This window comes from Microcoleus sp. PH2017_08_TRC_O_A (assembly GCF_020738665.1).
In the GTDB taxonomy this organism is placed as follows: domain Bacteria; phylum Cyanobacteriota; class Cyanobacteriia; order Cyanobacteriales; family Microcoleaceae; genus Microcoleus.
Genome location: NZ_JAEQCE010000083.1, coordinates 1 through 19,720, shown reverse-complemented (window position 1 = coordinate 19,720; position 19,720 = coordinate 1). Strand labels below are relative to the sequence as shown.

At 45.2% G+C, this 19,720-nt stretch carries 17 protein-coding genes; 14 read left to right on the top strand and 3 right to left on the bottom strand.

All coding sequences use genetic code 11. The features are described from left to right. Positions 1-58: 58 nt before the first annotated feature. The 4 genes from JGK22_RS25310 (at position 59) to JGK22_RS25295 (ending at position 6,414) form a co-directional block, all read left to right on the top strand. On the top strand, positions 59-4,501 hold the full coding sequence (locus tag JGK22_RS25310; RefSeq protein ID WP_293185283.1) for a PAS domain S-box protein: 4,443 nt from the start codon (positions 59-61) through the stop codon (positions 4,499-4,501). A 133-nt stretch (positions 4,502-4,634) separates the two neighbouring features. Then, entirely contained in the window at positions 4,635-5,021 is a 387-nt protein-coding gene (locus JGK22_RS25305; protein ID WP_293185282.1) for a response regulator, read from the top strand. Positions 5,022-5,134: 113 nt separating this feature from the next. Beyond that, on the top strand, positions 5,135-5,602 hold the full coding sequence (locus JGK22_RS25300; protein WP_293193124.1) for a response regulator: 468 nt from the start codon (positions 5,135-5,137) through the stop codon (positions 5,600-5,602). A 557-nt stretch (positions 5,603-6,159) separates the two neighbouring features. Then, entirely contained in the window at positions 6,160-6,414 is a 255-nt protein-coding gene (locus tag JGK22_RS25295; RefSeq protein ID WP_293314033.1) for a hypothetical protein, read from the top strand. Between the two features lie 66 nt (positions 6,415-6,480). Here JGK22_RS25295 and JGK22_RS25290 read toward each other — a convergent pair whose 3' ends face one another. Next, on the bottom strand, positions 6,481-8,637 hold the full coding sequence (locus JGK22_RS25290) for an iron uptake porin (protein WP_366026620.1): 2,157 nt from the start codon (positions 8,635-8,637) through the stop codon (positions 6,481-6,483). Between the two features lie 335 nt (positions 8,638-8,972). On the opposite strand from JGK22_RS25290, the gene JGK22_RS25285 reads away from it, so the two are divergent. The 9 genes from JGK22_RS25285 to JGK22_RS25245 all read left to right on the top strand — a co-directional run bounded on the left by JGK22_RS25285 (position 8,973) and on the right by JGK22_RS25245 (position 16,697). Then, entirely contained in the window at positions 8,973-10,130 is a 1,158-nt protein-coding gene (locus JGK22_RS25285; RefSeq protein ID WP_293314031.1) for a glycosyltransferase, read from the top strand. A gap of 271 nt (positions 10,131-10,401) precedes the next feature. Then, positions 10,402-11,133 carry a sugar transferase gene (locus tag JGK22_RS25280; RefSeq protein ID WP_293177969.1) on the top strand — a complete coding sequence of 244 codons (732 nt, stop codon included), beginning with the start codon at positions 10,402-10,404 and terminating at the stop codon, positions 11,131-11,133. Between the two features lie 227 nt (positions 11,134-11,360). Then, on the top strand, positions 11,361-12,392 hold the full coding sequence (gene gmd / locus JGK22_RS25275) for a GDP-mannose 4,6-dehydratase (RefSeq protein ID WP_293314029.1): 1,032 nt from the start codon (positions 11,361-11,363) through the stop codon (positions 12,390-12,392). Between the two features lie 513 nt (positions 12,393-12,905). Further along, positions 12,906-13,850, top strand: coding sequence for a GDP-L-fucose synthase (locus JGK22_RS25270; RefSeq protein ID WP_293314027.1), 945 nt, complete (start codon positions 12,906-12,908; stop codon positions 13,848-13,850). Positions 13,851-14,073: 223 nt separating this feature from the next. Further along, the gene (locus JGK22_RS25265) at positions 14,074-14,568 is read left to right on the top strand and encodes a DUF4365 domain-containing protein (protein WP_293314025.1); all 495 of its coding nucleotides are present in this window, start codon (positions 14,074-14,076) and stop codon (positions 14,566-14,568) included. Then, a complete protein-coding gene (locus JGK22_RS25260; RefSeq protein WP_293314023.1) occupies positions 14,565-15,110 on the top strand; it encodes a hypothetical protein in 546 nt (181 codons plus the stop codon). The genes JGK22_RS25265 and JGK22_RS25260 overlap by 4 nt, the downstream gene beginning before the upstream one ends. A 73-nt stretch (positions 15,111-15,183) precedes the next feature. After that, a complete protein-coding gene (locus tag JGK22_RS25255) occupies positions 15,184-16,008 on the top strand; it encodes a peptidoglycan-binding protein (RefSeq protein ID WP_293314021.1) in 825 nt (274 codons plus the stop codon). Between the two features lie 244 nt (positions 16,009-16,252). Then, a complete protein-coding gene (locus tag JGK22_RS25250; RefSeq protein ID WP_293314019.1) occupies positions 16,253-16,480 on the top strand; it encodes a hypothetical protein in 228 nt (75 codons plus the stop codon). Continuing rightward, a complete protein-coding gene (locus JGK22_RS25245; RefSeq protein ID WP_293213529.1) occupies positions 16,440-16,697 on the top strand; it encodes a hypothetical protein in 258 nt (85 codons plus the stop codon). Before JGK22_RS25250 ends, JGK22_RS25245 begins: the two co-directional genes overlap by 41 nt. 133 nt (positions 16,698-16,830) lie before the next feature. On the opposite strand, the gene JGK22_RS25240 is transcribed toward JGK22_RS25245, so the two are convergent. Further along, positions 16,831-17,289 (bottom strand): hypothetical protein, encoded by a 459-nt coding sequence (locus tag JGK22_RS25240; RefSeq protein WP_293193114.1) that lies wholly within the window; start codon positions 17,287-17,289, stop codon positions 16,831-16,833. A 154-nt stretch (positions 17,290-17,443) separates the two neighbouring features. Next, on the bottom strand, positions 17,444-17,929 hold the full coding sequence (locus tag JGK22_RS25235; protein WP_293193113.1) for a hypothetical protein: 486 nt from the start codon (positions 17,927-17,929) through the stop codon (positions 17,444-17,446). A 247-nt stretch (positions 17,930-18,176) separates the two neighbouring features. Here JGK22_RS25235 and JGK22_RS25230 point away from each other — a divergent pair, with 247 nt between their 5' ends. After that, on the top strand, positions 18,177-19,604 hold the full coding sequence (locus tag JGK22_RS25230; protein ID WP_293314017.1) for an NB-ARC domain-containing protein: 1,428 nt from the start codon (positions 18,177-18,179) through the stop codon (positions 19,602-19,604). Positions 19,605-19,720: the final 116 nt, after the last annotated feature.

The window sequence follows — 19,720 nt, the reverse complement described above, 5'->3', positions numbered from 1 at the left end:
TACCAAAATTATCATAATCTGATTTTATTTATCACCACTTTCAAAAACATTAAATAGTATGGAAGACATCGACAAAACTAAAGACGAACTGATTGCTGAATTAGAGTTGTTGCGCTCAGAAGTGGCGGCTCTCCAGCAGGCTGGACGATCGCAATCCGCAACTGGGCTACCACCGACAGCATCGGCAGTGCCAACCTTAACCCTCCCGGACTCTCTGGGTTTGGCCACCCGCCCTGAAGCAACTGGCCAATACACGATTCTGTTCGTAGACGACTCAGAAGTCGATCGCGCTACCTACCGCCGATTTTTGTTGCAAGATAGCGATCGCACCTACAATATTGTCGAATTTGATAACGGTGAAGATGCGCTGCAATGGTGCCAGCACCAGATCCCAGATATTTTGCTACTAGATTACTATTTACCCGATATAGATGGGTTAGAGTTGTTGGAGGAACTGCTGCAACAGACTGGGCGAAATACGCTTCCTGCGATCGTGCTTACAGGGCAGGGAAATCTACAAATGGCCGTTGATTTACTCAAAAGCGGCGCTCAGGATTATTTACAAAAAAGCCAGATTACCCCAGAAGTTTTGCAGCGTTCCATTAGCTATGTTCTGCGACACAGCCAACTGATGAGAGAACGGGAATGGCAGCGACAGCAACAGCAAATCCTGGCTAAAACAGCACTTGCTATCCGCGATTCCCTGAAATTAGAAGATATTCTCAACACCACGGTAACAGAAATTAGAAATATTCTGCTCTGCGATCGCGTAATTATCTTTCAATTAGCCCCAGACTTGAGCGGCAGGGTTGTGGTAGAGTCAGTTGGTTCAGAAGCGAGACCAATCCTATCCACTCAGATACACGATCCTTGCCTTAGTGAAAGCTATTTTGAACGCTTCAGACAAGGCTTAGTCACCGCTAAATCAGATATTTATAGGGCACAAATTGCTCCCTGTCACCTAGAATTTCTGACAAATCTCCAAGTCAGGGCAAATTTAGTCGTGCCGATTCTCCAAGGTGAAAATCTTTGGGGTTTGCTAATTGCTCATCACTGCGTTGCGCCGCGAGAATGGCAAGCTTCAGAAATAGAATTGCTGCGACAGTTGTCTGCACAAGCTAGTATTGCCATCCAACAAGCTGATTTATTGGAACAGCTACAAACCGAACTTAGAGAGCGCAAACAAGCAGAACTAACATTAGAGGAGACTCAGGAAAAACTGCAATTGTTCATCAAATATGCTCCCGCCAGTATTGTGATGTTCGATCGCTCTATGTGTTACCTAGCCGCCAGCCAGCGATGGGTTGATGAATTTGAGATCGATGACCTAGAATCGATAATTGGGCGATCGCACTACGAGCTTTTTCCCGATCTGCCTCTTCATTTGAAACAAAGCCACCAGCGCGGTTTTGCAGGGCTTGTTCAGAAATGCGAAGAAGATAAATTAATCTATCCAGATGGATCGCAGCAATGGTTCCGGTGGGAAGTTCACCCCTGGTATCGCAGCAATGGAGATGTTGGTGGCATCATTGTCTTTTCTGACAATATTACCGATCGCAAACAAGCAGAACTAACATTAGAGGAGACTCAGGAAAAACTGCAATTGTTCATCAAATATGCTCCCGCCAGTATTGTGATGTTCGATCGCTCCATGTGTTACCTAGCCGCCAGCCAGCGATGGGTTGATGAATATCTGCTCAATGACCTAGGATCGATAATTGGGCGATCGCACTACGAGCTTTTTCCGAATATTCCAGAGGAGTGGAAGCAATTCCACCAGCGCGGTTTCGCAGGTTTCATTGAAAAATGCGATGAAGATCGGTTTGTACACTCAGATGGCTCCCTGCAATGGTTGCGGTGGGAAATTCACCCCTGGTATCGCAGCAATGGCGATGTTGGTGGCATCATTCTCTTCACTGAAGATATTACCGATCGCAAACAAGCACAAATTGCCCTCCAACAAATCAATACCGAACTCGAAAAACGGGTAACAGAAAGAACAGCCCAACTCACCGAAGTCAACGATCGTCTGTTAGTTACCTTACTCGAAAAAGACCACGCCTATCAACTCCTCACAGAACAAGCACAACTGCTCGATCTCGCCCACGATAGTATTATCACCTGGGATTTAAACTCAGTCATCACCTTTTGGAATCAGGGAGCCGAGTTGATGTATGGCTGGACAAAAGCCGAGGCCTTCGGACAAGAATCGCACAGTTTGTTCAAAACGCAATTTCCGCAGCCATTGGCAGAAATTCAAGCAGAACTGTTTGAAACAGGTTACTGGGAAGGAGAACTAATTCATTACACTAGGGACGATCGCCAAATTACTGTATCTAGCCGTTGGGTTGTGCAAAAAGATGATGCAGGTAGACCAATTAAAATCCTAGAAATTAACAGTGATGTTACCCAGCGAAAAGCAGCAGAATTAGTCTTGCAGCAATATATCCATGAAGTAGAAGACCTCTACAATAATGCTCCCTGTGGCTATCACTCCCTGGATGCCGAGGGGACAATGGTTCGGATTAATGATACAGAACTAAAGTGGTTAGGCTATACCCGGGATGAACTGCTGTATAAAATTAAGTTTTTGGATCTGCTATCACCAGATGGCAAACAAGTTTTTTATGAAAACTTTCCCAAGTTAAAACAACAAGGCTGGGTCGAAAACCTGGAGTTCGAGATGTCCACTAAAGACGGCTCAAGCCGTTGGTTTAACCTGAATGCTACCGCGATAGAAGATGCAGCAGGCAACTTTATGATGACCCGCTCAACATTGTTTGATATCAGCGATCGCAAACAGAGCCAAAGAGAGCGAGAACAAGCTGAATTAGCCTTGCGAGAGAGCGAAGAACAGCGCCGATTAGCTCTAGAACAGAAATCCCGACAAGAAAGTTTGCTCTGGACTATTACTCAAGCGATTCGCCAATCTTTAGACCTCAAGGACATTCTGAATACTACCGTCACAGAAGTCAAGCAAACATTACAAGTCGATCGCGCTGCGATTTATCGTTTCACTCCCGATTGGAGTGGAGATTTTGTGGTGGAGTCAGTCGATCCGCAGTGGGTAAAACTGGTGGAATGCAATATTCAAAAAGCTTGTGAAGATGTCTACCTGCAAGAAACTAAAGGAGGTCGCTTCCGCAATCACGAAACCTTTGCGATCGCCGATATTGACGAAGCTGGACTTCATCCCTGTCACATCCAACTCTTGCAACAATTTCAAGCCAAAGCATATTTGGCAGTTCCCATATTTTCGGGAGAATTCCTCTGGGGATTGTTAATCATCTACCAAAATACTGCACCTCGCAATTGGCAATCTTGGGAAATTGAATTACTCGAACAGATTAGCAGCCAATTGGCGATCGCCATTCAGCAATCCCAACTCTACACCCAACTTGAACTCGAATTGCAAGAACGCCAGCAAGCAGAAGCTATAATTCGAGAAGCCGAACGGCGCTGGCGATCGCTTTTGGAGAATGTGCAGTTGATTGTTGTCGGACTCGATGCGTCGGGAAATATCAACTACGTCAATCCATTTTTTGTCGGTCTCACAGGGTATACTCACGAAGAAGTTTTAGGCAAAAATTGGTTTGAAAACTTTTTGCCTAGTTCTAGTATAAAATCAACTGAAGCCGACTTCTTGCAACTCTTGACTCACAATGCTCATCCCTATTATCGAAATGTCATCTTGACCAAATCCGGCGAAGAACGATTCATTGCTTGGAACAATACAACGCTGCAAGATTCAGATGGAACCGCGATCGGCAGTATCAGCATTGGCGAAGATATCACCGAACGCAACAAAATCGAACAAATTAAGGATGAATTCATCGGCATTGTCAGCCACGAACTGCGTACTCCTCTGACAGCAATTCAAATGTCCTTAGGACTATTAAAAACTGGAATTTACGATAAAAAACCCGAAAAGTCCCGGCGCATGATCGAAATTGCCCTACTTGATACCAATCGTTTGGTAAACCTGGTGAATGATATTTTAGATTTGGAACGGCTGGAGTCCGGGCGAGCATTTCTCGATAAAACCCTTTGCAAAGCCGCAGATTTGATGCAGCAAGTAGTAGATGCCCTCCAGGCGATCGCCAATCAACACCAGATTTCATTAATTATTATCCCCACCGATGCAGAAGTCTGGGCCGCAGCAGATGCCATCCTCCAAACCTTGACAAATTTACTTAGTAATGCTCTTAAATTTTCGCCTGTCGGTGCCACCATTTACCTGAGTGCGGAAAACCAAACAGACTGCGTGCTGTTCCAAGTTCGCGATCGCGGGCGGGGCATTCCAGCCGATAAATTAGAACTCGTTTTTGGGCGATTTCAACAAGTCGATGCCTCAGATTCCCGCGAAAAAGGAGGAACCGGGTTAGGATTGCCCATCTGTCGCAGTATTATTGAGCAGCACGGTGGAAAAATCTGGGCAGAAAGTATTTTAGGTGAAGGCAGCACATTTTTCTTTACATTGCCCTTACCTGCGATCGAATAACTGTCACCTTCAATAAAGGTATGTTGTTGCGCTTCAGCGCTCTTTCATAATTTAGAGCGCTGAAGCGCAACTACGTACCTAACGCCCAGGACTCTCTAAAATCTAAAATCCCAAATCTAAAATCTCAAATCCCATGACTGACAGATTAATTTTAGTAGTTGACGATCAAGAACACCTCCGAGAATTGGTGCAAGCGTGTTTAGAAGATCTAGGCGGATGGGAAACGCTGGTAGCAGCATCGGGAGAAGAGTGTTTACAAATAGTCCAAACACAACAACCATCAGCCATTTTGCTCGATGTATCTATGCCGGGAATGGATGGATTTGCTGTGTACGATCGCCTTCAATCCGATCCCAAGACGCGATCGATTCCGGTGATTCTGCTGACAGCAAAAGTCCTGCCGAGCGATCGGGCAAAATTTGCCCAAATGGGCGTCACAGGCGTAATTGCCAAACCAATCCAACCCACCAGCCTGACGGTAGAAGTCGCAGAGATTTTGGGGTGGGATGAAGAATTTTAAGATTATTTGTCAAGTTTTGTAACGATAGTAAAATCTTTACCAATTCCTTACCGTGGTTATCTAGGCTTCCGGGATACAGCTAAAAGCTCTTAGCATAAGAGGAGACTACATGAATGCTTTTTCAGTTATTCAATGATGTCACGCAGTATCTCGAATATCAAAATCAAATGAAGGCTTTGGAAGTGGTTGCTATGACCACCAAAACAATTTTACTGATTTACAAAGAACCAAATATGCAGGAAGTAGTAAAAGCTTGTTTAACCGACTTAGGAGGTTGGAACGTGCGAGTTGCCAATTCAACCCTGGAAGGCTTGCGACAAGCAATACTCTATCAGCCCGATAGCATAATTTTGGATATTTCCACTGGCGCCATAGATGAATTCCTATTTCTCAAACAACTAAAAACACTGCCCACAACCCAAGCAATTCCAGTTGTGCTGCTAACTCTCAAAGCGAAATGGGTCGATCTACAACAGAGCTTGTTCCCACAAGATAAAATAGCAGCAGTGATTGTAAATCCCCTCGATCCAGCTATGCTGTCCGTTCAGATTGCTCAGGCCTTAGGCTGGGACTTACACTAAAATCTCACATCGCTCAGTCTGAGGATCGCGAAAGAAATAGTTAGGACGGGCTAGAAGCCCATCCCACAAAAATCTTTTTTCTTGTGGGATGGGCTTCTAGCCCGTCCCAAAATTTGATTAAAAGGACTTTTGCAAGAGGTCTAATAAAAATTGTAAGTTATTTAATTCTCATTTTTTACTAGCCGTAGGGTGTGCCGCCACTCAAAATCCCTCGCCAAAAAATCAACAAATTCATAGCGACGCACCTCTGCGCGAGCTGAGTACAAACAACTCGGACATTCACTCCACCCAACAATTAATTAGGTTTTAGCAATACTTGACAGAAAGGGAATGACTTACTGCATAAGAGTTTGGAGCTTCCCTCAACCTGCATTTTTTAACAAGTCTAACTATTTATTGTTGCGAAATATTTCAAGTTAACTCAATTCCTTAACAACCTTATTTTTTTTACCAAATCTTTACTTTTCACTTTTACAGTCATGGTGTTGGTGTTTCAAGCCAGGTTACAGCACTTTCCAACAACAGTGAAATATATCTGAGTTAAAAAAGAGGTTATTATGACAGACGCATCCAGCAGCTCAAATCAAATCCTCGGTCAAGTTAACCAGAATACAGACTGTCCCTGCTGCTCGAATCCGATGCTGCGTCACTTTCGCCAGCATCAGGTGTACTGGTTTTGTCGCGAGTGTTGGCAAGAAATGCCCGTCTACAATCTTAACCAATATTGTTCATTGCCATCTATAGCAACTCTCAATAAAGCATGGGTGCCACAGAATCTGAGTTTTTCAACCAGTTTGAAATTGGCGGCCTGAGATTTGAGATTAAAACTGCCAATCTCAAATCCCAAATCTCAAATCCCAAATCCCAAAGGGCTAAGCCTAGAAAGTAAAGGTAGTTCTCACCACCCCAATCACCAAATCAGAATTACTCTTATTGTGGTCAGGAGCAGTCAGCCAAATCACACCCGGAGTGATCGAAATATTGTCGCTCAACTTAAACTGATAGAACCCTTCAATGTGAAGAGAAGTATCCTTATCTTCCGGCAAAGTCCGATTAGTAGAACTTGTTACTCGCGGCTCCATACCTACCAGAAAGCCCGCCACATTTCCCTCTTTCAACAAATCGGGAAAAGCCACAGTAACAGCCCAGTTCCAGATTTTTTGGTCTCCGCGCTGCACAGAACCGGTAGGAGTAGCCAAGTTAGATAAAATGCGCTGGTTAGTGTAACCAGCCCAACCGCCAATTGCCAATCCAGGCCGCACTCTCCACGAAGCTTGGGCGCCGTAGGAATTGCTAGAAACTGGCAGATTATTGTCGCTGTCGATGCCGAAGGAACCGAGACGTACCGGAAAATTAGAAGCGTTGCTGCCCGTACCAGTGACGAAGTTGTAGGAATTGACGTAAGTTAAACCTAAAGCCATAGTGCTTGTCGGTTTGAAAGTCAACTGAGCCAAAGCGCCGTAAGAACCGTTGAACAAACCGTTACCCTGTGTCGGGCTTGCAGCGTTGCCGGCCAAATATCCCAAACTCAGCTCAAGTTTTTCTCCCAATTGCTGCCGCACAGCGATACCAGTACCCGCAGTCAAATAGTAAATCGGGTTGCGAGTGCCGAAGTTAGAAAGAGCACCGCTACCGCCATCTCCGTCAAAGTAAGGATTGACAGTGTTAGTAAAATCGTCAGCGGCACCGGCATTGGCTTCGAGAATTACAGTAGTGCTTTTGCCGAGGGGAAATTGGTAAAACAGCGCATCTAAACCGACTGTATTGCTAGCTGTTCCAAAAGGCCCGGCGTTAAACCGCAATTCCCCTTCAGCAGTTTTAGTATTATTAGTAGAAAACGCACCCAAATTTAAAACTTGCAGTCGAGTTCTCAGCAAGTCTTTACCAGTGAAACTCGTGTCAAAATTGAGACGAACCCTGCTGCCAAAAGCCGTGCTTCGATCGGCATCGCGGCCGTCAGCATCTTCTCCCCGGGCGATACCTGTCAATGCAAAGATTACTTCGCCGTTGAGTTTAGTCGTAGTCGAAAACTGATTTGCTTCTAATTCAGAGGTGCGCGCTTCCAAGGCATCGACGCGCCCGCGCAAAGTTGCCAATTCCGCTGCAAACTCTTCTTGCAGCTTTTGCACAGCAGCCAAATCTTCTTTTGTGGCTAAACCCCTGGTACCGCCTTTAATCAGCTCGTTGACTTTATCCAAACAGGCATTTAAACCCGCTGCAAACTCGTAGCGAGTCATCGCCCGGTTGCCGCGATAGGTGCCGTCAGGATAGCCGGCAATGCACCCGTAGCGCTCTACTAGGGATTGCAAAGCTTGGAATGCCCAATCGGTGGGCCGCACGTCGGAAAGTTGCGAAACGGAGGTTACTTGGCCGACTGCATCTTCGCTGCTGCCTTCTGCGCTGTATTGGTTGATTTGTTCTAAAACATTTGACTGCGCTGGAGGCTGGGCAATTGGAGCAGTTGATTGGGAAATCTGCTGGGGTTTTGCGGCTGCTTTGTCGGCGCTGACATTAGTTGGTACAGCGGGTTTTTCGCTGGAGTTGGCGGGCGCGACTGCGGGGATTTGCTCTGCGATCGGTTGCTTGGCATTTAAGTTGGCGGGCGCGACTGCGGGTTTGGTTTCGCTTAAGTCTGCTGCAACTGCGTTGTTTTCCGGTGATGCGACTTGTTCGGCAACTGGGGCTACCTTCGCTGCGAGATTGTTATTTTCAATAGTCTCAACAGTTAAGTTGTTAACTACTGACGCTGGTTCTGCCGTTATTGCTGATATTTCAGGCTGTGCTGCCTCGGTTGCAGCACCTGCTAATTCCAATTGATTGGCTTGAGCTGCGGCAATTTCTACAGGTTGCTCTGCTGCTAGGGCAGTTGAAGATACGACTAAACTTGCTGCTAGTACAGCGGGACTGGTTAAGAGTCCTTTCCACAAAAATTTGGACATTTTTTCCTCACACCACGTTAGTTCGATCGCCCGTTCCACACATTTTGGCGATCGCAAATCACCTACAGTATTCCGCCTAATAGTATTATTTGTCAACAATCGGCGGGAAATTTCCCGCAGAGTGCGGTTTTGCTATTTCCGATTTGACAAAAACCCCGTTGCTCCCAAAAAATATTGGTTTGAAGCACCCAAAAAAATTCTTACAAATACCCGATGCTGGTGAGTTTCGAGTCCAAAATTTTAGACTTCTGTTCAAAATCCCAGATTAATCCGTGGAGTAAATCTAAAATCTAAAATCTAAAATCTAAAATCTACAATCGAGTCGCCTGCGTAGAAACACGGTTGATGGCTTGAGGGTGCGTAAGCGATCCCTCGGTAAGACTAATATTGACAGAACTGGCGCTCACAAATCGTTCGATCGACTACATAAAGTGAAAAAACTCAAATACGCCCTAGTTCATGAATGGTTGACGCCCTTAGCTACCGGCGGTTCAGAACTCGTAGTTGCCGAAATCCTCAAATACATAGACGCTGATATCTATGCCCTGATTGACTTTGAATCGGCGAATCCCGAAAGCTATCTGTTCGGGCGACAGATTGGCACGACATTTTTGCAGAATTTCCCCAAGGCCCGCAGCGGCGTGCAAAAATATTTGCCATTTCTGCCGATCGCGATCGAACAACTAGATCTGCGAGAATACGACATCATCCTCTCATCCTCCCACGCCGTCGCCAAAGGCATCCTCAGCAGTCCAGGGCAAATGCACGTCTGCTACTGCCACACGCCCATGCGCTACGCTTGGGACTTAACTTTTGACTATTTACGCAGCAGCAAAGCCGGACGGGGCATCCCGGGCTTGCTGACGCGATATTTGTTGCACCGACTGCGGCAGTGGGATGTAATTTCTGCCAACCGCGTCGATTATTTCGTCGCCAACTCCCAACACACCGCACGCCGAATTTGGCGGTGCTACCGACGGCGCGCCGAGGTGATTTATCCGCCGGTAAATATCGAGAGATTTTCCTTGATGCGGCAAAAACAAGACTTTTACGTGACAGTGTGCCGATTGGTAAGCTACAAAAACGTAAGTGCGATCGTCCAAGCATTCAATCAACTCGGGCATACTCTCATTGTCATCGGCACCGGGCCAGAATTAGAAATGATTCGGCAAATCGCCAAACCCAACGTGCAACTACTCGGCTGGCAGCCCGCCTCCGTAGTGGAAAAGTACATGGCCCAAGCAAAAGCCTTTGTCTATGCAGCTTGCGAAGATTTTGGCATCGCTTTAGTAGAAGCTCAAGCTTGCGGGACACCAGTAATTGCCTATGCAGCAGGCGGCGCTTTGGAGACAGTCCTCGACATTCGCCAACACCCTGAGACTGGGACAGGTTTATTTTTCCCCTCCCAAACCCCAGCAGCAATAGTCGAAGCCGTCGAAGAATTTGAGCAGTTGCAAGGCAAATTTGCGCCAGAAATGGCACGGTTGCGCGCCTCCCAGTTCGCCCCGGAAGTCTTTGAGCAGCGCTATCTAGCTTTTGTGGAACACTCCTATCAGGAATTTCAATCCGGTGATTTTACTCAGACTTGATATCAATTCCGGTTGCACCGGAATCAACATTGCCCGAAATGAGGAGACGGCAGTGCCGTCTCCCTACATTAATCACCGTAGGGACACGGCACTGCCGTCTCCTCCATCATGTCTGAGTGCAACCGCCAACTGCCAACCGTCAACAGTCAACTGACAACAGTCAACTGCCCCTTTCCGCAAGAAAATTGAGTATTTGAAACATAATTCAGAGAACAAAGCGTCTTGAGGCCTTATGATCGTGACTGTGTGTGGTGTGAAGTGAAGGAGTAAGATGACTGCCGACAGCCAACTAATCTCCGGCAAGGTAATTCGAGCGATCGCAAGACGCGGTTTTGCGCCTGTCCTGCAAGGAGATAGACGCATCAGTCGTTCTCTAGAGAGACTCGACGGAGAATTTTTCAAGCGGTTATTTGACATTCTCTTTTCCTTATCGGTTCTAATCCTGTTTGCTCCGGTTTACCTGCTTTTGGCTCTCTCTATCGCCTTAAGCTCGTCCGGGCCTATCTTTTACGTACAGGAACGAGTAGGCAAAAACCGTAAAATGTTTTATTGCCTTAAATTTAGAACGATGGTGGAAAATGCGGACGACATATTGCTGGAAATCATGGAAAAATCTCCGCATTTGCGTCAAGAGTTTGAGGACAATTTCAAGCTTAAACAAGACCCTCGAATTACCTGGATTGGAAGATTTTTACGAATGACCAGTTTAGACGAGTTCCCCCAGTTTTGGAATGTATTAAAAGGAGATATGAGCGTCGTCGGGCCGAGACCTTTAGTTGAAGAAGAACTGCCGAGATACGGCCGTCACATCAACAAAATTCTCACCATCAGACCTGGAATTACAGGTTTGTGGCAAGTGTCCGGTCGCAACGACATTCCGTATCCCCGAAGAGTCCAAATTGACCTCTATTATGCCAATGACAAAAACCTTTGGATGGATATGTGGATTGTTTTCAAAACAATTGGAGTTGTGATTTTCCCCAAAAATAACGGCGCATATTAATTTTTTGTCCGCAGTCAGCCATCGGTAGTTAGTTTTGTTTGTTACTGACCACTGATGCTGACTACTGACAGCAAGCGGCAAACTCTTTACTCAAACAAAACACTTCCTTGATGCCGATCGAAGAATTGTGAGTTAAGGTAGAGCTTGAGCATACAACCGGCAGGCAACAACAGCCTCTACCCGGAAAGTCCGAAGTGAATTAACACAGCCTGTCAAAGGAAAATCAGATGACGCAACGCAAGCGAGCGCTAATAACAGGTATTACAGGTCAAGACGGCTCGTACTTGAGCGAATTACTGTTAGAGAAAGGATACGAAGTTCACGGTATTATCCGGCGCAGTTCTAGTTTCAATACCGATCGCATTGACCACATCTATGTCGATCCACACAGCGAGAGCGCACAGTTATTTCTGCACTACGGCGACTTAACTGACGGTACTACACTCCGTCGCATCTTGGAACAAGTTCAGCCGGTAGAAGTTTATAACTTAGGCGCTCAATCCCACGTTCGAGTCAGCTTTGACTCGCCGGAATATACGGTTGATGCCGTAGGAATGGGAGTATTGCGCTTGCTAGAAGCAGTGCGAGACTACCAGAATCGCACAGGCATAGAAGTGCGGTTTTATCAAGCAGGTTCTTCTGAAATGTTTGGTTTGGTGCAGGAAGTTCCGCAGAAGGAAACAACTCCCTTTTATCCCAGAAGTCCCTACGCTTGTGCCAAAGTTTACGGTCACTGGCAAACAATAAATTATCGCGAATCCTACGGACTTTTTGCTTGTAACGGCATCTTGTTCAATCACGAGTCTCCGCGCCGTGGCGAAACTTTTGTAACTCGCAAAATTACTCGGGCTGTTGCCAGAATTGTCGCAGGCCAGCAGAAAAAACTTTATTTGGGCAACCTCGATTCCAAGCGGGACTGGGGCTATGCTAAAGACTACGTGCGGGCAATGTGGCTGATGCTGCAACAAGAGAAGCCTGACGATTACGTAATTGCTACCAATGAAACTCATTCCATTAAAGAATTTCTAGATTTGGCCTTTACTTACGTTAATTTAGATTGGCAAAAATATGTGGAGTTTGACGAACGTTACTTGCGTCCGGCAGAAGTCGAACTGTTGATTGGTGATTCGACTAAGGCGCGCCAGCAATTAAATTGGGAACCTTCTGTAACATTTGAGCAGTTAGTGCATTTAATGGTAGATGCTGACATGAAATCGCTCGAAAAGCAAGAACGAGGTTCTGGCAACGGATTTGATTGATCCACAAAACTAAACCGTCAGTCGATTTTAGATTTTAGATTTTGGATTTACTCCACAGATGAATCTGAAAGGTTGAACTCTTAGTCTAAAATTTTTGACACTCCCCGAATCCTGTCAGGTGCTTGTATCCGTTTCCGGGCGTGGTGACTGCTAACAATTTGTATGGGTAGTGTCCCGTGTCTGCCCCGATTTGCGAACCGGGGCATTACCCGTACAAACAGTTCACAAGTGATGAGAGGATTGTTGTAGCTATTAGTGCGGCATTCCAACAACCAGCTTAAGTCCTCGCCAAATTTTCGGCTGTGGGGGCCAACAACAACATTAAAACGTTGAGGACTAGAAACCCATAAATCTCACGTTCGGATACAAACTGAGCAATTTTTCCCTATCTGGGACAGCTAAAACGGACTTGTTAGCAAGCGCGTGCTGTAGCGGAAAGCTTTTTTGCTAAAGTAACAATTTTAGAGTAGAAATTGTCGATCGACCTTTATTGAAAATCCAGAGGATAAAATTATGACCAGCTTGGATTTAAGCAGCAAGCGCATTCTCGTCACGGGCGGCGCAGGCTTCCTCGGCCGTCAGGTAATCGACCAGTTAGTCAAAGCAGGCGCGGATGCTGATAAAATTTCAGTTAGTCGATCGATCGACTGCGACCTCCGCCTCATGGAAAACTGCAAACGCGCAGCCGACCAACAAGATATCATCATACACTTAGCAGCCCACGTCGGCGGCATCGGTTTAAACCTCATCAAACCGGCAGAACTATTTTACGACAATTTGATGATGGGCGCGCAACTAATCCACGCCGCCTACGAAGCAGGAGTCGAAAAATTTGTCTGCGTTGGCACAATTTGCGCCTATCCCAACTTAACCCCAGTTCCCTTCAAAGAAGACGACCTCTGGAACGGCTATCCAGAAGTAACCAACGCACCTTACGGAATAGCAAAGAAAGCCTTATTAGTGCAACTGCAATCCTACCGCCAGCAGTACGGATTCAACGGTGTCTACTTGCTACCAGTCAATTTGTACGGCCCAGAAGATAACTTCGATCCGAAAAGTTCCCACGTCATCCCCGCATTAATTCGCAAAGTTCACGAAGCCCAAGAAAGAGGAGACAAAACATTGCCAGTTTGGGGCGATGGCAGCCCCAGCCGCGAGTTTTTATATTCCACAGATGCGGCGCGCGGTATTGTGATGGCGGCTCAATCTTACAATGAATCTGACCCGGTTAATTTGGGAACAAATAGCGAAGTTAAAATTCGCGAGTTAGTAGAAACGATTTGCGAATTGATGGGATTTGAGGGAGAAATTGTTTGGGAAACAGACAAGCCGAACGGTCAGCCGCGCCGCTGTTTGGATACGCAAAGGGCTAAGGAAAGGTTTGGTTTTGTGGCTGAGGTGGAGTTTAAGGAAGGGTTGAAAAGTACGATCGATTGGTATCGCAAACACGCAGTTTGAGTGTAAAACAACCCGGTTTCTTGAAGGAACCGGGTTGTTTTGCATCTTATTTATAAAACTCGGCGGTTGAAACCGCTACTACACAAACAATGTCCGCCTCCGCGGACTAAGAATAAGAAATTATATGAATCGATCGCCTCTCGGGTAGAACTCTCCTACAATAATTACTTGTGGAACACCTCTCTTGTAAAATATATTATTTTTGCAAGATGTTTATTTTGGAATGGAACTGAACCAGCAGAAAGAACTTTTCAGCAAAGCTTATGTACGTGCTGTGGCGGCAGTTGCGGGTTTCTCGATCGATCCGTTAGAGTTAGACTTCGACAGCATCGACTTACAAATCACGGCTGGCAGCGGTGAGGGAAGCGTTTATTTTCCCGAGTTGAAGTTACAATTAAAATGTACTTCAAGGGACGTGATAGACGGCGACTACATCCGATATCCGCTCAAAGTCAAAAACTACAATGATTTGAGAAAAAATGCCCTAGTACCTCGAATCTTAGTTGTAGTTTTAGTACCGGAAAATCTAGAAGAGTGGTTGCAGCAGTCAGAAGCCGAACTGTGCCTCAGAAATTGTGCCTACTGGATGTCGCTGCGGGGACAGCCAGAAACACAAAATATAGCAAATGTGACTGTTTCTTTACCCCGCAGCAATCAGTTTACAGTACAAGCTCTTAAGTCTATGATACAGCGCATTAGCGAGGGAGGTTTGCCGTGAAAGTCACTGTAAGAGATAGTCACATTTTGAAAACGATCGAGCCAAATGTATTAGAAACATACTTACAAACAAATGGCTGGCATAAAACTCGTCAATTTTTTGAGGGATTCATTTGGTACAAAAAAAATGATACGGGTCAAGCAGGGGAAGTATTGGTTTCGCCTCACAAAGAATTTGTAGATTTTGCCGAGGTGATGTGTGATAATTTAAAGGCTCTAGAAGTGGTAGAAAAGCGTTCTCAATTAGAGATTGTTAGCGAGTTAATCACTTTTTTACCTAATGCTGCAATCTCGGGATGGATTAATAAAGTGGATTGGGAAAAAGGTGCGACCGTCCAAATTACTTTAATAGGATTTGTGGTGGGGAAGCTGAGAAAAATTAATCTGGAATTGCCGGAAGCGGATTATCAGTTGGCCCTCAAGGCTTATGAAGCCCGATCGCCCGTAACCTGTTTTGGTGATTTAATTAAAGAAAATGACGGTTTCGTGCTAAACAATCCGCGCGATTTTGCCCTGCTGACTGAGGCAGAATTAATCTCATAGTTTGGGAAATCCTGGTTGTGGTACAATATCAAGCAAAAATTATTGTGCCGATCGCATTACAGGAAAACAGGTTGTGCAAACTCTAAAATTAGGTGCATCGGGTTCCGATGTTGTGAAACTTCAAAAACGCTTGCTGGAGTTAGGGTTGAATCCGGGCCCTGCTGACGGCAAGTTTGGGCCGAAAACAGAAGCATCCCTCAAACAGTTTCAAACCAATCAAAAAATTTTGGCAAACGGCATACCGGGCCCGGAAACGCTAGCTGCTTTGTTCCCTGGGGAACCTTTGGGGTCGTCACTTTTATCATACAGGGCGATCGAGCTAATCTTAGAATTCGAGGTCGGTGGCGGGCGGGAATACTACGAAAACCAGTTGCAGCGCCCAACTTGGCCGGAAGGAGCATCGGGAATTACGATCGGCATCGGCTACGATCTAGGTTACAACACAGTAGAAGTTTTCAACCAAGATTGGCAGAAATTAGCAGATGTTGAGCGCCAGCGTTTGAGTGAATGCTGCGAGTTAACAGGAGAAGCTGCGAACAACCTTTTAGATAGCGTTCGAGACATTATTGTTGCTTGGGAATTAGCATGGGAAGTCTTTAATGTCGTCACAGTGCCGAAATTTTACAATCAGACAAAATCGGCATTTCCAGGTTTAGAAGAATTGCCGGCAGATGTGCAAGGAGGATTGGTAAGTTTGGTGTTCAATCGCGGCCCGAGTATGGAGGGAAACCGCCGCCGGGAAATGCGTGCAATCCGCGATTTAGTCCCGAAAAAAGATATCAAGGGAATTGCTGGACAAATCCGGGAAATGAAGCGGATTTGGGCGGGTACGAGCATTGAAAAAGGTATCGGGAGACGGCGGGATGCGGAAGCAGATTTAATTGAGGAAAGTGCTTAGATATCCTTTGGCTGTTATTATAAAAGCGCTCGCTCCTCAAGTCAAGTCAGGGCGCTTTTGATATAAGGTTATGGTAGGATCAATTGCAAGTATCCTATATAATTAGTTAATGAGTGGCATTAACCGCGAACTAACACCAGACCCAAGAACCAGTTTATTTGACAAACATCTTCCCGAAACGCCACAGGTACAAAGACTGCTGAGAAAAGAAGAAAAAGCTCATGTGTTTAATGACTGAGCCACAATGGATTTAGTGATACAAGCTATTATAGATAGAGGAGAGCTTACAGGGATTGAGGATGAAACCGATGACTACGATCGCTACGGGCTATACTTTGATTATCCTATAGGTCATCAAATCAGAGCCGACGGCAGTCGCATTCCGCTGTATTACGCAGAAATTAAAATCATCAAAGGAACCGATAATTACCATGTTATCCCCCGCACAAAACCTCGTCGAACAAGTCAATGATTGGGAATTTATCGAGTTGTGGGTAGATCCGATTGTTTTCCCGCCTCGGATTCTGATGTTAGTGGGTGGCAAAAATAGTAAGTGTGGTATTTACGAGCCATCGCCGAATTATAAACTGCTGTTTTTAGGTTCAAGTTACGATGAGGCTCATTCGTGGCTACTGGAAGATGAATATGAGCGAGTTGATGGTAGGCTTTTAGCCTCGGAAATAGTTTGAGTGAAGAATAATTAGAGCGATCGCACTTCAGTGAAGGAAGGGCGATCGCTCTCAAAAATGATGTAAAATAAAGGGCGTTAACAAAGCACCCTAAAAATCAAACTCACTTATTAGATAAATCCACATCTGTTTGCTAGGGGAGACCATTACAAGGTAAAGCAGGAATTGAGCGTCCGTTACTTCTAAGTTCGTCTAAACTGGCTTGAAGCTCTGCTAATCCACACAAAGCGCGTGGACATCGATCGGCTAATGCTTGGGTAATATTGGAACCCGTGCATTTGGCATTTCGCACTCTGATAACTGATGTGCCCTGATTTGGACACGGTGCCCAGCGTCCTGGGTTATAGTAGAAACAAAAAGTCTGCCCGGTATCGGGATTTTTGTATTTTTGTGCATCTACCTGTTCCCAAGGGCTACCCTGTGGTTGTCCATAACCCTGCGCTAAGATTGTTAACTTATTATCTGTAAAGTTTTGATTAGTGACTGTAGTGGGTGCTACTAGCTTAGCATTAGCCATTTGAGTACCTTTAAGGATAGCCCCACTGATAGTAAAAAGAGCTGCGATCGCTAAAATTCCTAGTTTTTTGTTCATTGCTTTAGTAACCAAATGATGTGTGCAGAAATAATTTAAGCTTGTAATAACATAAGGACGATCGCACTTCAGAAAAAGAAAGAGCGATTACCCGCAGCGATGCTAAGCAGGAAGTTCGCTGACTTTTGAACAAATGTAATGGCACCCTGATTTATTAATTCGATTGGATATTGCTTGTACGAGGAGATTGTTGTTCATCCTGTGTGTTTTCTATTCGTTGTACGATCCTTCCGGCTGATTCGCACTTATCCTTTACTGCTCCTAGAGCAAAGATAGCCTTACTTTGGTCATCTTGATATGAGATTGCCTCCAATACACCTTTTAGGCAGCCGCTTACCGTCTGAGTCTCTGCTTTAGCTCGCTGAAGTTCGCCTTGTTTTTGAGCAATTTGACTTTCGCGATCGCCAGAAGTTTCACGAATATCTTTGATCTCTTTATCTTTCTCATTGATCTCTTTATCTTTTTCCTCGCTCTGTTTTTTAAACTCGTCTCGCTCCTTTTGAGCTTGTTGTAACTGAGTTTGAGTGCTAACTAGCTGATTATTCACATTCGAGTAGGCAACAATGCCACCGATCCCCATGATGACAACAATACCAAGCCCAAGACTAACGATAGCAATAGTATTATTACTGCTACTCATAATTCTCCCTCCTACAGGAAGTTTTTTGATTTGTTATAGCTATACAATTGACTGTTAAAAGTACAGTTGTGCTTGTAAATATAGAATATTTTCGTGTCAATATTCAAGTTATGTCTAGTCATAAAAAGTCAGGAAATGTAATGAGTTTTACAAAGCCTTATCCCATTAAATGTCAGATTTAATCATTTCTGCTATAAAATGTCATAAAAAGTATGATACAATAACTAAAATTCCCACAAGCCGACTAATGGACGTTCAAGAAGTCTTGAGATTTGCCGACGAAATGGTTTTCGCCAAAACAGGAGAACACTTGGACGATCTGCAAAAAGCTATCCTGCTGGGTGTATGGAAAGGTCAAAAACACTCTACAATCGCAGAAGAATCCCATCGGACTGAAGGTCATGTCAGAAATGTAGCCTCTGAGTTATGGCAAATCCTTTCAGAGGTATTTGGTGAAGAGGTTAATAAATCAAATTTAAAAATTGCTATGGAGAGGTGGCGATTCTCCATTGTTTCATCAAATTTCGCGAAAGACTTTGCACAAATTAATAACATCAATGTTTGTGGAGACACTTTGCAACCTCCCGAAATTCCAAAAGATCGATCGCCCTCCAACCCCACCTCAAACACCTCCCAACCCCAAACCAGACTAGACTTAGCAGACGCACCTCATATTTCATCATTTTCCGATTCGCCTGATGGCGATAGCTTCGCTTCACGCACATCCGAACTCGCCACCCTCGAAAAATGGATTGTCCAAGAAAAGTGCAACCTCGCAGCCATATCAGGACTCAGCGGCATCGGCAAAACCGCACTTTCCCTCCACCTCATCCCACAAATTCAACATCACTTTGACTGCGTAATTTGGCGAAGTCTCCGCACCTCTCCACCCCTCGCAACCACCCTAAAAAACCTGATTCAATTTATCGCCAATCAACCAGAAACCGAATTACCAGTCAGCATTGGCGATCGACTTTCCCTGTTAATGGAATATCTGCGAAAAAACCGCTGTCTCATCATCCTCGACGACGCGCAAACTCTCCTCAGCAAAGGACAACTCGCAGGAAATTACCGCCCAGACTGCGAAAATTACAGCATCCTCTTCCGACAAATCGGAGAAACAACCCACAACAGTTGTTTGATCCTCCACACTTGGGAAACCCCCAGAGAAATTACCGCATTAACAGGCGAAAATTCACCAGTTCGTACTTTACAACTCAAAGGCATAGGTACAGATGCCACCGAAATTTTCCGACAAAAAAGTTTACTAAACCCCGAAAAATGGGAAAACCTAATTAATGCCTACCGAGGCAATCCATTGTGGTTAAAAATAGTCGCCACCACCATTCAAGAAATATTCCGAGGCAGGGTTGCAGATTTTTTGAAATATGATATGGTATTCCTAGGGGAAGAATTGGCAGCAGCATTGCACCCGCAGATCGATCGCCTGTCAGAATTAGAGAAAAAGCTCATTTCCCGCCTCAGCCTCGAAGCAAATTCAGTTTCGATAGAGCAATTGCTACAAGATGCCGATTTATCGCCCTCGGAGTTGTTCAACGGGCTGCAATCTTTGGGGAGGCGATCGTTAGTTGAAATTGAAGAAATTGAGAATGAAACGCTATTTAGTGTTTGTCCTGTGGTGAGACAATATTTAATATCAAATCCAGTTTGTTGATACTTTCTACTTTCCCACAGTCCGGCAGGGGTTTAAACCCCTGCCTCAAAGCGAAAGTCGGTTAAAACCGACTACAGAGTTTGATGCAAAATGCAATTAATTTGAGTCCTCTTTGA